Here is a 13,533-nt window from a genome sequence, read left to right as displayed (position 1 = left end):
ATAACTGTGCCGATAGACAAATAGTAGTTAGTCCGTGAAACTCGATAATTTGACTACAAAAGCTTCATAAGGCCCTAGTGTTTTGTCGGAAAGTTGGTTATACGTTTTTTCGGTATTTGTGATGATTGTTTCTGTAGCTGTTTTATCCAATGAAAATCGTTGCGCTCGATCTGAAAAATTACACACAACCAACCAGCTTTCTCCTTGGTAATGGCGATAATAAGCAAACACGTCTGTCGCTGTATCTTCTATTAATTCAAAACTGCCCCAGACGATCAATGGATAGGATTTACGAAGTTCAATCAGTTTTTGGTACGTGTAAAAGATCGAATTTTTATCTGCCAAAGCTTGAGTAACGTTAATTTCATGATAGTTTTCGTTAACGACAAGCCAAGGTTCTCCTGTTGTAAAACCGGCATTTTCGGTATTATCCCACTGCATAGGCGTACGTGCGTTATCTCGTCCTTTGACGTTGATTGATGCAAGGATCTCTGGTTTTGGATAGCCTTTTTCGAGTCGATCAGCATACATATTCTTACTTTCAATATCTTCAACTTCTGCGATGTCGTGGATTGTCCGATTGGTCATGCCGATTTCTTCGCCTTGATAAATATAAGGTGTTCCTTTTAGCATATGCAGCAAAATCGCCAACATTTTAGCGCTTTCTACACGGTAGCGATTGTCATTGCCCCATCTTGAAACGATGCGAGGCAGATCATGATTGTTCCAGAAAAGTGAATTCCAACCTTGATCACCCAGTTCTGTCTGCCATTTTGAGAAGACCTTTTTAAGTTCTGCTATCTGTAAGGGACGCAGATCCCATTTGCTTTTTCCGGGTTGCTCATCTAAGCCGACGTGTTCGAATTGGAAGACCATTGATAGTTCGTTTCGTTTTGGATCAGAATATAATTTGGCGATTTCTGGTGTGGCGCCCCAAGTTTCGCCAACTGTTAGTAAGTCTTTACCACCGAAGGTTTGCGTATTCATTTCTTTTAAATAGTCATGTAATTTTGGGCCATTACCAGTGATTTTTTGATCTGGAATTTTGCCGACAAGATCGATCACATCCATTCGGAAACCGCCGATGCCTTTATCGATCCAGAAATTCATCATGTCGTAGATTGCATTTCGTACAGCTGGATTTTCCCAATTTAAATCTGGTTGTTTTTGACTAAATAAATGCAGATAATATTCACCGGTCGGTTCATCCAATTGCCAAGCAGGTCCTAAAAAGGTTGATTCTAAGTCATTTGGTGGACCGTCATTGATGCCTTTACGCCAAACATAAAAGTCACGATAAGGATTGTCTTTAGAAGAGCGGGATTCGATAAACCAAGGATGTTCGTCGCTAGTATGGTTGACCACAAGATCCATAATGATTTTTATCTCTCGTAGCTTGGCTTCTTGGATCAGTTGCTCCATATCATCCATAGTGCCGAATTCCGCCATGATTTGTTCGTAATCACTGATATCATAGCCATTATCGTCGTTTGGTGAACGGTAAACGGGACTTAGCCAGATGGCGTTGATGCCTAGCTCCTGCAGATAATCTAAACGCTGGATAATACCAGCTAAATCACCGATCCCGTCGCCGTTGCTATCTTGAAAACTCCGTGGATAAACTTGATAAACGACGGCTTCCTGCCACCAATGGTTGTTCGTTTCGTGTTGAGTCATTCTTTTCAATCCTTTCTGTTGAGTCTACTGATACAGCAAATCCGTATGGTGCAAGTTCGATGATATTTTTATCTAATGCCTGCATTTGTGTTGAGAATAAAACATGTTCTTTTTCAATATAAACAGGAGACTGACCTGTATTGAAAATACTGCGGATCATTTTTCCTTCATGTTCGTAAGCGAAGTCGATGATTCCTGTTTGTTCATCAATTTCGTTCCAACGTAGTTTGCCCTCTGATAGAAGCGGTTGGTGTTCTTTTCTAAACGCAATTAATGCTTTAGTGAACTCATACATGTCTAAATCTTGTTTTTCGGGTTCCCAAATCATACATTTTCGGCAATCTGGATCGCCTGCACCGTCCATTGCATATTCATCTCCATAATAAAGGCAAGGTACACCTTTTTGTAAGTAAGTAAAGGCTAAAACTTGTTTCATCAGCTCTTTGTTATTTTGAGCAATCGTTAATAAGCGTGGTGTATCGTGGGAATCCAGCACATTGAACATGATTTGATTGGTTTGTTCACGATAAAGCATCAATTGATGGTTTAGTTCAGAAACTAGCTTGCTTAATGAAATCGTTTGATAGATAAAATAAGAAAGAATGGCATCTGTAAAAGCATAATTCATGACTCCGTGAAATTCATCTCCTTGTAGCCAAGCTTGAGAAGAATGCCAAATTTCACCTAGAATATAAATATCTGGTTTGGCTTCTGTACAAACATCGTGGAATTTACGCCAAAAACGATGATCTACTTCATTCGCTACGTCTAAACGCCACGCATCGATATCAAATTCTGTGATCCAGTAACGGGCAATTTCTAATAAAAAGTCCTGTACTTCTTTGTTGGCCGTGTTCAATTTAGGCATGTGTGGAGTGAATGCAAAAGTATCGTACGTAATATTATCTGAGAATTCAAAGTCGGCTGTCGGAGTGTAGTCAACTGGAAATTTATGGATGTGGAACCATTTGGCATAAGGTGAAGTTTCACCATTTTTGACGACGTCCTGCCACTGAGGTGAAAAGTCACCCATATGATTGAAAACGGCGTCCAACATAACACGGATCCCTCGTTTATGACATTCGTCTACGACCTTTTTAAAGAGCTTTTTATCTCCGAAAGCAGAATCAATCTCAAAATAATCAATTGTGTCATATTTGTGATTGCTAGCGGCTTGGAAAATCGGACAGAAATAAATTCCGTTGATCCCAAGGTCTACGAAGTGGTCTAAATGATCTAAAACACCTTGCAAATCCCCGCCAAAAAAGTCTTCTCGTCCAGGATGTTCTTTGCTGCCCCAAGGTAAAGTGCCTTCTGGATCGTTTGAGATATCGCCGTTGGCAAAACGTTCAGGGAAAATTTGATACCAAATGGTTTCCTTCGCCCATTGAGGTGCTTTGAAACGGTCTGCTTCGTGAAAATAAGGTAGTTTAAAATAATTGCTAGCTGATTTTAATGTAGAATCTTGATAAGGAAAGAAGCCGTGATCACCGTAAAATAACACTGTTCCATCCATGCCTTCTATTTTGAAAGCGTAACTTAGACGTCTAAACGGTGCAGAAGTTTCGATTATCCAATAGTCATGTGTTGTAGTAGATAGGTATTTTTCCATAGGAATCGTTAATTTGAACCACTCGCTGTGTTCGAATTGATACGGATCGCCATTTAATAGTTCGACGCTTTTGATATCTCCTCTACCTGTTTTTAGCCGGATGTGCATTTTATCTGATGTGTATAAATAAGCATATTCGCTTTCTGGTTGATGGTGGATCGCTGCAGTATTCATCTAATTTCTCCCCCTGTAATCGACTCGGTATCTTTTATTGTCATACTTTTCTAAAAACCACCCATATTATGACACATAAGAAAAACGTTTTCAATGTATTTTTTCGCAATCGATTGCATTTTGTTTTATCTGCTGGATGATTTACTTGATAAATAAAGTAAATCACTTTTAAAAAGCACTATTTAAGCTATATATAAATATTATCTTTGTTTAATCAGTGTTTTTCTATTTGAATAGTATGATTTCTAAAGGCTTTTTTATTGATATCAAGGAAAAAAATAAATTTATTTATATTTCTCTTGACAATTTACGCAAACGATTGCACAATATAGGAGAACAGAACAGTAAAAAATTCCTAGGAGGAACAAAAGATGAGAAGAAACACAAAAAAGCTTTTGACATTAGGGGTAACAATGACAGCGGCAGCGTTTTTACTTGCAGCTTGTGGCGGAGGATCATCAGAAGAAAAAACTTCTGCCAAAAATGAAAACGCTTCTATAAAATTATGGGTAGACGTAGCATTTGTTGATACGTATAAACCATTAGTAGAAGAATTTGAAAAAGAACATAAAGATTGGAAAGTAACCATCAAGCCAAGTGAATCTGCAACAGCACAAGAAAATCTGAAAAAAGATCCTAGTGCCGCAGCCGATGTTTTCATGATGCCTCATGATCAATTAGGTCAAATGGTGGATGCTGGAATTATTTATGCTAATACAAAATATGAAGATAGTGTGAAAGAAAATAGTACTGAAAGTGCAGTAGAAGCTGCGACGTATGATGGTAAATTATACGGCTATCCATATGGTGTCGAATCTCAAATTTTATACTATAACAAAGAAAAATTAGCTGAAGAAGATGTGAAAAGCTGGGAAAGTTTAACAGCTAAAGGCAAATTAGGCGCAAACTTCGGAGAAGCAGGTGCCAACTATATCTTTACGCCATTATTCATGTCAAATGGTGATGAATTATATGGTAAAAATGGTGAAGATATCAACGGAACGAACTTTAATAATGATAAAGGGGTCCAAGTCTTAAAATGGATTCATTCACAAAAAGATAACGCTGGTGTCGTTCAATCCAATGCTGACGCGCTTTCTAATTTAGGTAACGGTAAAATCGATGCGTTTTTATCTGGACCATGGTCTAAATTAGATGTGGAAAAAGCATTGGGAGATAACTTTGCAGTAGCACCATATCCAACAGTTGATTTGGGTAATGGCCCGGTTCAACAAAAAGCATTTTTAGGTGTGAAATTATTCGGCGTTAACGCATCTACTAAAAGTCCAGTTGCGGCAATGGCTTTAGCAGACTTCTTAACAAATAAAGAAAATCAATTAACTGTTTTTGAGAAAAATGGTACAGTACCTGCAAACAAGGATGCGCAAACAGATGGAAAAGTGACATCTGACAAAGTAGCCGAAGCTGTAATGACAATGAGTGATGCAGATCATTCCGTTGTGATGCCAAAACTTCCAGCAATGGTTTCTTTCTGGGGACCGGCTGATGCGGTGATCAATGATACGTATAATGGCAAAATCGCTGAAGATCAATACTTACCAAAATTGGATAAATTAGTGAAAGATACGAGTAAATCAGAAAAATAATTCTTCACCATTTTCAAGGTGACCTTGAGGCTGGAACGAAACTCTATGAGCTTTGTCTCAGCCTTATTTTTTATTTTAAGAACAGGAAGTGAAATGCAATGAAGCGAAAGGCAAAAGCCGATGGGCCAATTTCTTTTAGAGAGTTATTTAAAAAAGGGGATAAATCAATCAAGCTTTCTTATCTATTTATGGGAACAGCGAATATCATGAACGGACAAATCGTCAAAGGTTTAGCATTTTTAGCGCTGCAAGTTGGGTTTGTAGCGTGGTTGGTGGTTAATGGATTTCATGCATTATCAATGTTGCAAACATTGGGAACGAAATCTCAAGGTTGGATCATGGATGAGTCACTAGGAATCGAGGTTCAGCAGCCAGGGGATAACTCGATGTTGCTATTATTGTTTGGGATTGCTGCAATTATTCTTATTTTGCTTTTTATTTTTCTATACATCGTAAATCTAAGAAGTGCGCGTAAAATTTTTATATTGAAACAAGCTGGCCAATCTTTACCGACGTTAAAAGAAGACTTAAATAGTTTGTTGAATGAAAAATTTTATATTACGTTGATGAGCATTCCCTTGCTCGGAGTTTTGGCATTTACGATTTTGCCACTGCTTTATATGATTTCTATTGCATTTACGAACTATGATCATAATCATTTGCCGCCGAAAAATTTATTCCATTGGGTTGGTTTTTCTAATTTTGGGAATGTGCTGACGGGAGATATTGCTGGAACCTTCTTCCCTGTACTTACTTGGACCTTGATTTGGGCAGTTTTAGCAACAGCTACGACATTTTTCTTTGGGATTTTATTAGCGTTGTTGATCAATGCTAAAGGAGTGAAAGGGAAAAAAGTTTGGCGGACGATTTTTGTAATCACGATGGCGGTGCCACAGTTTGTCAGCTTGTTATTGATGGCGAATTTGTTTAACGGTTCAGGGCCCGTCAATGCGATGTTACAAAATTGGGGATTGATCGATCAGCCGATTCCTTTTTTGACAGATGCATTACTCGCGAAGGTTACGGTTATCTTCGTGAATATGTGGGTTGGGATTCCGGTGACGATGTTAGTTGCGACAGGGATCATTACAAATTTACCGACAGATCAAATCGAAGCAGCTGAAATCGATGGTGCAAATAAATTTCAAGTTTTTAGAAATATTACGTTTCCACAGATTTTGTTTGTTATGGCGCCTAGTTTGATCCAACAGTTTATTGGAAACATCAACAACTTCAATGTGATTTTCTTGTTGACTGGCGGACAACCGGCGAATAGTAATTTTCACTCTGCCGGTGAGACGGATTTGCTCGTTACGTGGTTGTATAAACTGACAGTGACAGCGGCTGATTATAATCTCGCATCCGTAATCGGGATCATTATTTTTGTTCTTTCAGCAGTCTTCTCATTATTTGCTTATACAAGAAGTAGTTCATTCAAAACGGAAGGGGCGTAAGCGGACTTATGAAATCGAAAAAAAGAAAAAATCTATTCTTGCACTATACGTTATTGACGATTTTGTCGATCGTTTGGATCTTTCCGATTGTTTGGATTGTGTTGACTAGCTTTAGAAGTGAAGGTGGCGCTTTTGTGACGTACTTTATTCCTAAGCAGTTTACTTTTGAAAATTATAAGATGTTACTGACGAGTTCGACGTATCCTTTTGTGCAATGGTTTTTGAATACGCTGTTTGTGGCGATTTGTAGTTGTATTTTATCGACGTTGATCACGATTGCGATGGCTTACTCTTTGAGTCGTTTACGTTTTAGAGCACGTAAACCGTTCTTGAAATTAGCATTGGTGTTGAACATGTTTCCAGGATTTATGAGTATGATCGCTGTGTATTATATTTTAAAAGCGATGAACTTGACGGGTAGTTTATTGGCGTTGATTTTAGTTTATTCATCTGGTGCAGCGTTAGGTTTTTATATTGCGAAGGGATTCTTCGATACGATTCCGATGGCCTTGGATGAATCTGCGATGATTGATGGAGCGAGTAAGTTTGAGATTTTTACGAAAATCACGTTGCCATTGAGTAAACCGATTATTGTTTATACAGCATTGATGGCATTTATGGCACCGTGGATGGATTTCATTTTTGCGAAAATCATTTTAGGTGATAACGTGAACAAATATACGGTTGCGATCGGTTTGTTTACGATGCAGACAAAAGATAAAATCGATCAGTATTTCATGGCGTTTACCGCAGGCTGTGTGCTGATTGCAGTTCCAATCACGTTGTTGTTTATCTTTATGCAGAAATATTATGTAGAAGGCATTACGAGTGGTTCAGTTAAAGGGTAACGTTTAAAAAAAGCATTTCCGTATTGGAGATGCTTTTTTTATGTTCGTCTGTGGGTGTAAGGAGAAGCTTTTCCTTCGATCACGTTGGCGATTTCTACTGCTAAATGTTCTCTTGAAATAGGATCATATCCTTGAGTAAGCTTTTTGACTCCAGGTATTTTTTTCAGTAAGTTCATGGCGGATGCACCGATAACAGAAGAAAAACGTTTTTTATCCACAACTAAACTAGGGTAAATAATCACACTTTTAATCGCTTGTTCTTGAATCAACTGTTCAGCCTGAAGTTTGGCATTCATATACTTTTTCAAAGGGAAAGGTGCGCTGTTAGCTGACAGAAACAGAAATTTTGCCGGAGTTGCCTGTGTGTTTAAATACGCTAAGATAATTTGGACAGGTTCTAGAATAAATCGCTTATAGGTAATATGTTTAGACGGATTTTCTCTAAGAATACCGATCGTATCGATGACCCAATCGGCATTTTGAACAGCTGAATGCCAATGGTCATCTGTTAGAACATCAGAACGAAGCCAGTGAACTTTTTGTGACCAAACAGTTGTTAAATCGCTTGGTTTTCCGCTGCGGGAAATAGATGTTACGTGATGACCTCGATTGATGAGTTCTTCTGAAAGTTTTTGTCCGATAAAGCCGCTGCCGCCGAAAATAGTTATCTGCATCTTCTCTTCCTACTTTCCTGAAATTATCATGATACATCTGTCTTGTAGCTAGTTTATCATTATCCGTCGGAAAGTAGGTTAAGGGATGCTTGAGGTCGAGAATAAATGATTAGTACCCATGGCATTTAGCATTTCTATTTAGTAGCAGCCTTTTCTTGGAATGACGAATTTTGTCTTTTGATTGCGATTGTTGGCATAATTTTTAGAAACTTACAAAAATATAACGAATCCTATCAAACGTCATGAGGAATTAATGAAATTGAGACGGAACTTCCTTCAGGTGAATTATTGATGCTCAAATGCTACTATCAAGGGTTATTTGATAGTGACATTACAAACGACTTTAAACTGGAAAATAAAAGGTAGACAATTTAGTAAGGATAAACGGCTCCTTTTATTTTATTCTTACTATGTAAAACTAGAGTATAGTCTAAGCTATTTCTAGTTTATGTTTTAGGTGTAAAAACTGTTATTGATAATTTGTCTTTATTAGCATATTTATGCAGAATTTAGCAAGAACGTCGATGTGCTTATTTTCATTCTATAATGTTAAAGAATCTTTCCTTTTTAGTTGTAATCGTTTAAACTAATGATAGCAAACTGTATTTTACAAAAAGAGGACTATAGGTGTCTATTAATAGCGCAACCAGTGTAGCAAGTGACGTGTCAGCTTCATTTAGTTAATCTGTGAGTGCTTTAAACAGCATTTTTATCTCTGTTAGTTCAGTACAAACCAATGTTACAGGAAATAGTGCAGCAATACAGAGTTTTTCAATATTTCAATCCAGTCTAAAAGGGGTCTCTAACAGTATTGTATAAGCAGGGGACAACATTCATTCTGTCGCCAAAGAGTTTGAAAGGATTGATCAAAAGATTGCTCAGTTACCGACTCTTTCTTTTGGTGGGTTGAGATAATGGAATTGACGGCACAACAACTCTTTGAGGACAAAAATTATCGCTTCAATAATCAATTGGAGGAACTTTAAGAAGCGCAACGAGAGAAAAAAAGAGCAAGAATTTATTGAACAACTACAAGAACGCTTTTATAGCGTGCAACAACAAGAACACAAAATTGAAGAGGTATTAGATACTGCTATGACAATAACAAAAAGTGTTCAATAGAGTTGCTCAAAAATGGGATAGGTCAGAAGGAATATCTATCTTATTTGCTTATCCCCGAAACATTGGTTTTTCATATCGTCGACACTGTATTCCTAACCAATCAATTTTTGAAAAAATCTTATGTAAAAGTTTAATCAATTTAGTTGAAAATAATTAGCTTATTATGAGTAAAACCAGTAAATAATATTTGAAATAAAAAAATTGTATACAACCATATGTGTGGAGTATACAAAACGATGGTCGACAAAAAATGATTGGGAAAAGGAGGTGTTACTTTGGAAATGATCCTGCATTTGAAGAGAAGAGTAATCAAAGAGCTCTGCCTACATGGTTAACTTGTAAAATATCAGATATTTTTGTTTTGTCTATTGGTAAGTGTTTCTCGTTGAGTGATTATCAGTATCATTCTTTTCCAATTAGTACTACCATACTCAAATTTGCTGAATTATCTATGTTTTTTACACAGTCTATTTTATAAAAAAGGAGGAATCTGTATGAAGTATCTAAAGAATTTGGTGTTGATGTTAATGTTTTTATTTGTTGGATTTCCAGTAATTTCAAATGCAAATGAAGGAAACGAAAGTACGGTGTATTTAGATGGGGAGGGGGAACATGCGATCTTTGACGGTATATTTCCCAGTAAGACGAAAGATATTTTTGAAAGTCCCGAAATAGCGAGAATAGTAAGTTCATATATAGGTAAAGTAGCAGATGATCTTGTCACCCAAGAAGACTTGGACACTATTTCTATTTTAGAGTGCTATACGAATACCAGCGCAAATGTGATTTCTTTACGTGGTTTAAAGTATCTAACTAATTTAGAAACATTAAAGATATCTGGTGGAATAATACTTCACTTTGATGAATTAAAAAGTTTAACTGAATTGAAGTCTCTAGATATATCTGATAATCAATTACAAAATCTAGAAGGGATAGAGAGCCTAACAGAATTGAAGTTTCTAAATATATCTAATAATCAATTGCAAGATCTAGAGGGAATCGAAAATTTAACTAGTCTGGAATCTCTCTATATTAATAGTAATAAATTAATAAATTTAGAAGGGATAGAGCATTTAACTAAATTGGCTGTTCTAGATGCGTCATACAATCAATTACGAGGTCTAGGGGAGATAGCAGGGTTAGTAAGTCTGGATAATTTATCTGTGTCGAATAATCAATTAGAAAGTTTAGAAGGGATAGAAAACTTAACAAGTTTGCTAAGTCTGAATGCGTCTGGAAACCAATTAACAAATCTAAAAGAGGTGCAAAATTTAACCAATCTAGTTAATTTAGATGTGCCTGATAATCAATTGAAAACCTTAGATGGTTTAGAAAATGTGTCTTATATCAATATAAGTGCATACAATAATCAAATTGAGAATATTGATGGGTTAAGAAATCTACTGTATTCTGATCATATTGATTTATCTATTAACAAAATAAGTTCTATTGAAGGTTTTTCCAATTTGATTGCTGTAAATCATTTATTTTTATCTAGTAATTGTATATCAGATTTTACCCCTATCAATAGAATTATTACCGTGTTAGCGTTAGGATTTTATGGAAATCCTGTTACGCGAGAGCATATCAAATCCTTATCAGGTATACAGTTGTACTATGGAGATTTAGCTGCTAAATATTCTACATCATGGGGTGATTCAAAATGGACATACGATAATACAACCCAAACAATGTACATTGATGGTGGGACTGTTGATTTGGACAGTACTGGTGGCCATGAGAGCGCTCCTTGGTATCCATATAAAGATGAAATTAAAAGAATTGTCTTTAAAACTATGCTGAAGCTAGAGGGGGATGGCACTTCTTTATTCGAAAAAACAAACGCATTTTCTATAAATTTGGAAAATCTTGATGTTTCAGAAGTAACGAACATGGATCATTTATTTTCTGATTCGAAGAACTTAACACACTTAGGTGTTTCTAAGTGGAACACAGATAAAGTGAGCTCTATGGAACGACTGTTTTATGGATGTACGAATATCACTACGTTGGATATAAGTGACTGGGACACTAAGGATACAAATGTATCGCAAATGTTTGCGAATGCTCCTGCCTTGGATAAGTTGGTTCTAGGTGATAAGAGTCTAATCAAAAGTAGTGGGCTAGAGGAAAAAACGAATGAATTGTATACAGGAAAGTGGAGATTAGACTCGGCCAATTCTCAGATTGTGTACGATAATAGCAAAGAGTTCATGGATAATTATGACGGAAAAATGCCAGGGATATATATAAGAGAGAGACTAGATGATCCGACAAAGGTTTCGAGTATTACGATGACCCCTGAAAAAGACACTTTATTAGAAGGAAAAAGCAAGTTGCTCTATCCAACGGTCTATCCAGAAACTGCTATCAATAAAAAAGTCATTTATAAAAGTTCTGATCCATTGATCGCAAGAGTTTTAAGTAACGGAAAGGTACAAGCTTTGAGCAAAGGGGTTGTTGAAATTACGGCTACTACTGAAGATGGAGGATTCGTGGCGACTTCGGTGTTTACTGTTGAGTAATCAACCAAAGAATTTATTACTGAGAAGAACGTAACATTATCACAATATAAGTATTGATCAAATAAAATAATGCAACAAAAATTAGGATAACAGGTCGTTAAAAGTTACGATTATAAGTACTACAAAATTAAGTAAAGGAATCTGGCATGATTTGATTGTGTCAGATTCTATTAATTGTATAATTCCCAAAAACCGTCGTTAAAGGAAGAAGTATAGATATGGCTTTAACTCGTGAATTTGAAATGTTTAAGAGTAGTAAAAATGTTGTATTTAATAAAGAAACAAGAAAAAATATGGTGAGTGTAGATGATACTTTTATATTATATGGTATAGATACTTTAAAATGGATTCCATCATTTTCAAAGAATTTTGAACAAAGTTCTAACGGTTTGGATTATTATGAAAGAACATATCTAGATTCTGAAGGAATAACTGTTTTAAAAGGGATCATTGGAGGGGGGCAAATATTTAAGTATTGCCCTGTCAAAATTGAATTAACTAGCGATTGCGATACAGAGAACGGTAAATTTAATAGTGTTATTATTGAAAAAGAAACTTTGGTAACCCAACTACAAGATCTGTTTGTTCTATGTGATAGTGCGATAAAAAAAGACTACATTTTAGTTCATTTTGGTATTTAATATAGATTTAAGATAGGGATTTTCTCTATCTTATTTTTTTGAGAATCTTTAAGTTAATAAATATTAGTATCTGACAAAAGCACGTTGAATCGGATTTTTTTAACATAATATTTATAAAAACACTAAGAATAATATTCTTATACTTATTGTCATTTAAAATAAAAGCGTAGTCCATTATTGGTTATGTGGATTTCCGATGTAATAATTTTTATATTACAATGAAACAACACTAACATTTGATTTTAAAAGCACGAAAGACATTCAAAATAAAATAAAAAAACATACGCAAAAGAGGCTAATTTATCTTTGGCGTACATTTTTATTTTATTGGATAATAGCTGACACGCCGAAATGATCACTAATTACAGGTGTACTTTTTCCATCAAAAACGATTTGGTAGCTAGAAACGGATAGTTCTTTCGAAGTGAAAATATAGTCGATTCTCAGTTTCTCTTGATTTTCTCCCCAACCATCAATGGCTTTTTCAATGGTGTGTTCACCAATTTTTTTATCCGCTGTTAAAAAGCTATCTTGCAAGTGTAAGGAGCTATCAAGAACCAATGCGTATCCGGTTTGGTTCTTGATAGCAGGGTTATTGAAGTCGCCCATCATCAGTAAAGGGGAAATGTGTTCTTGTAAGGCAATCTCAGTTTGCTGCCATTCATATGAAAATCCGCCAGTTTCAGACCACCAAGAATAGTGACAGCTTAAAGCGGTGATAGTTTTGTCTCCTAACGTTGTCTGCCCTATCAGTAAAACTCTTCTGCGGTAGTCACGGGGATCTTTTTCTGCAGAAACTACAACGGCTCGTGGCTGGATCGGCTGTTTTGAAAGGAGTGCAACGCCCTCATGATAGATCGAGTACCCAATGTGATTGTATGCCCAACTCCAATGGTAGTCGTAGCCTTGCTCTTTTAGATGCTGAACTAAAAGATATGCAAAATTGTCTTCATGGATTGGCAGCTGGTCTTCCGTGGGATGGAAGTTATGAGTAGTAATGGCTGGTAAGCTGTCAATCCGTTGATTGACTTCTTGTAGGGCAATCAGTGCATAATCCTCTTTAATGATTTGATCTGCTAGTTGTTGTAATTTTTCTAATGGCTGATTCTCTAACCAACTGTGGGTGTTCAATGTTAAAACCTTCATGTTGTTCCTCCTCGTTTAAAAACTAGTCCGCGAAGCTAGATGAAGCTAGATGA

At 36.2% G+C, this 13,533-nt stretch carries 9 protein-coding genes; 5 read left to right on the top strand and 4 right to left on the bottom strand.

The genetic code is table 11. The features are described from left to right. Positions 1 to 27: 27 nt before the first annotated feature. Positions 28 to 1,677 carry a glycoside hydrolase family 13 protein gene (locus BCR21_RS15530; protein ID WP_069647366.1) on the bottom strand — a complete coding sequence of 550 codons (1,650 nt, stop codon included), beginning with the start codon at positions 1,675 to 1,677 and terminating at the stop codon, positions 28 to 30. Beyond that, positions 1,598 to 3,463, bottom strand: coding sequence for a glycoside hydrolase family 13 protein (locus BCR21_RS15525; protein ID WP_069647365.1), 1,866 nt, complete (start codon positions 3,461 to 3,463; stop codon positions 1,598 to 1,600). Before BCR21_RS15525 ends, BCR21_RS15530 begins: the two co-directional genes overlap by 80 nt. A 371-nt stretch (positions 3,464 to 3,834) precedes the next feature. Here BCR21_RS15525 and BCR21_RS15520 point away from each other — a divergent pair, with 371 nt between their 5' ends. The 3 genes from BCR21_RS15520 (at position 3,835) to BCR21_RS15510 (ending at position 7,372) form a co-directional block, all read left to right on the top strand. After that, positions 3,835 to 5,070, top strand: coding sequence for an extracellular solute-binding protein (locus tag BCR21_RS15520; RefSeq protein WP_069647364.1), 1,236 nt, complete (start codon positions 3,835 to 3,837; stop codon positions 5,068 to 5,070). Between the two features lie 98 nt (positions 5,071 to 5,168). Further along, positions 5,169 to 6,524: a carbohydrate ABC transporter permease gene (locus BCR21_RS15515; protein ID WP_069647363.1), complete on the top strand. Its 1,356-nt coding sequence runs from the start codon at positions 5,169 to 5,171 to the stop codon at positions 6,522 to 6,524. An 8-nt stretch (positions 6,525 to 6,532) separates the two neighbouring features. Continuing rightward, positions 6,533 to 7,372: a sugar ABC transporter permease gene (locus BCR21_RS15510; RefSeq protein WP_069647362.1), complete on the top strand. Its 840-nt coding sequence runs from the start codon at positions 6,533 to 6,535 to the stop codon at positions 7,370 to 7,372. Positions 7,373 to 7,410: 38 nt separating this feature from the next. Here the strand turns inward: BCR21_RS15510 and BCR21_RS15505 are convergent, their stop codons facing one another. Further along, entirely contained in the window at positions 7,411 to 8,046 is a 636-nt protein-coding gene (locus BCR21_RS15505; protein ID WP_069647361.1) for an NAD(P)H-binding protein, read from the bottom strand. 1,616 nt (positions 8,047 to 9,662) lie between these two features. Here BCR21_RS15505 and BCR21_RS15495 point away from each other — a divergent pair. Both BCR21_RS15495 and BCR21_RS15490 read left to right on the top strand, forming a co-directional pair. Beyond that, positions 9,663 to 11,693, top strand: coding sequence for a leucine-rich repeat domain-containing protein (locus tag BCR21_RS15495; RefSeq protein ID WP_069647359.1), 2,031 nt, complete (start codon positions 9,663 to 9,665; stop codon positions 11,691 to 11,693). Between the two features lie 218 nt (positions 11,694 to 11,911). Then, the gene (locus tag BCR21_RS15490) at positions 11,912 to 12,334 is read left to right on the top strand and encodes a hypothetical protein (RefSeq protein ID WP_069647358.1); all 423 of its coding nucleotides are present in this window, start codon (positions 11,912 to 11,914) and stop codon (positions 12,332 to 12,334) included. A gap of 324 nt (positions 12,335 to 12,658) precedes the next feature. Here the strand turns inward: BCR21_RS15490 and BCR21_RS15485 are convergent, their stop codons facing one another. Continuing rightward, a complete protein-coding gene (locus BCR21_RS15485) occupies positions 12,659 to 13,480 on the bottom strand; it encodes an endonuclease/exonuclease/phosphatase family protein (protein ID WP_069647357.1) in 822 nt (273 codons plus the stop codon). Positions 13,481 to 13,533 lie beyond the last annotated feature (53 nt).

The organism is Enterococcus ureasiticus (assembly GCF_001730285.1).
Classification (GTDB): Bacteria; Bacillota; Bacilli; order Lactobacillales; family Enterococcaceae; genus Enterococcus_L; species Enterococcus_L ureasiticus.
Note: the sequence above shows the minus strand (reverse complement) of the source record. Positions and strands in the feature narration are given on the sequence as shown.

What these genes read in the sequence shown, in the direction of transcription:
- BCR21_RS15520 (WP_069647364.1), top strand. Translation starts at nt 3,835, where the DNA reads ATGAGAAGAAACACAAAAAAGCTTTTGACATTAGGGGTAACAATGACA.
- BCR21_RS15490 (WP_069647358.1), top strand. Translation starts at nt 11,912, where the DNA reads ATGGCTTTAACTCGTGAATTTGAAATGTTTAAGAGTAGTAAAAATGTT.
- BCR21_RS15525 (WP_069647365.1), bottom strand. Translation starts at nt 3,463, where the DNA reads ATGAATACTGCAGCGATCCACCATCAACCAGAAAGCGAATATGCTTAT.
- BCR21_RS15510 (WP_069647362.1), top strand. Translation starts at nt 6,533, where the DNA reads ATGAAATCGAAAAAAAGAAAAAATCTATTCTTGCACTATACGTTATTG.
- BCR21_RS15485 (WP_069647357.1), bottom strand. Translation starts at nt 13,480, where the DNA reads ATGAAGGTTTTAACATTGAACACCCACAGTTGGTTAGAGAATCAGCCA.
- BCR21_RS15505 (WP_069647361.1), bottom strand. Translation starts at nt 8,046, where the DNA reads ATGCAGATAACTATTTTCGGCGGCAGCGGCTTTATCGGACAAAAACTT.
- BCR21_RS15495 (WP_069647359.1), top strand. Translation starts at nt 9,663, where the DNA reads ATGAAGTATCTAAAGAATTTGGTGTTGATGTTAATGTTTTTATTTGTT.
- BCR21_RS15530 (WP_069647366.1), bottom strand. Translation starts at nt 1,677, where the DNA reads ATGACTCAACACGAAACGAACAACCATTGGTGGCAGGAAGCCGTCGTT.
- BCR21_RS15515 (WP_069647363.1), top strand. Translation starts at nt 5,169, where the DNA reads ATGAAGCGAAAGGCAAAAGCCGATGGGCCAATTTCTTTTAGAGAGTTA.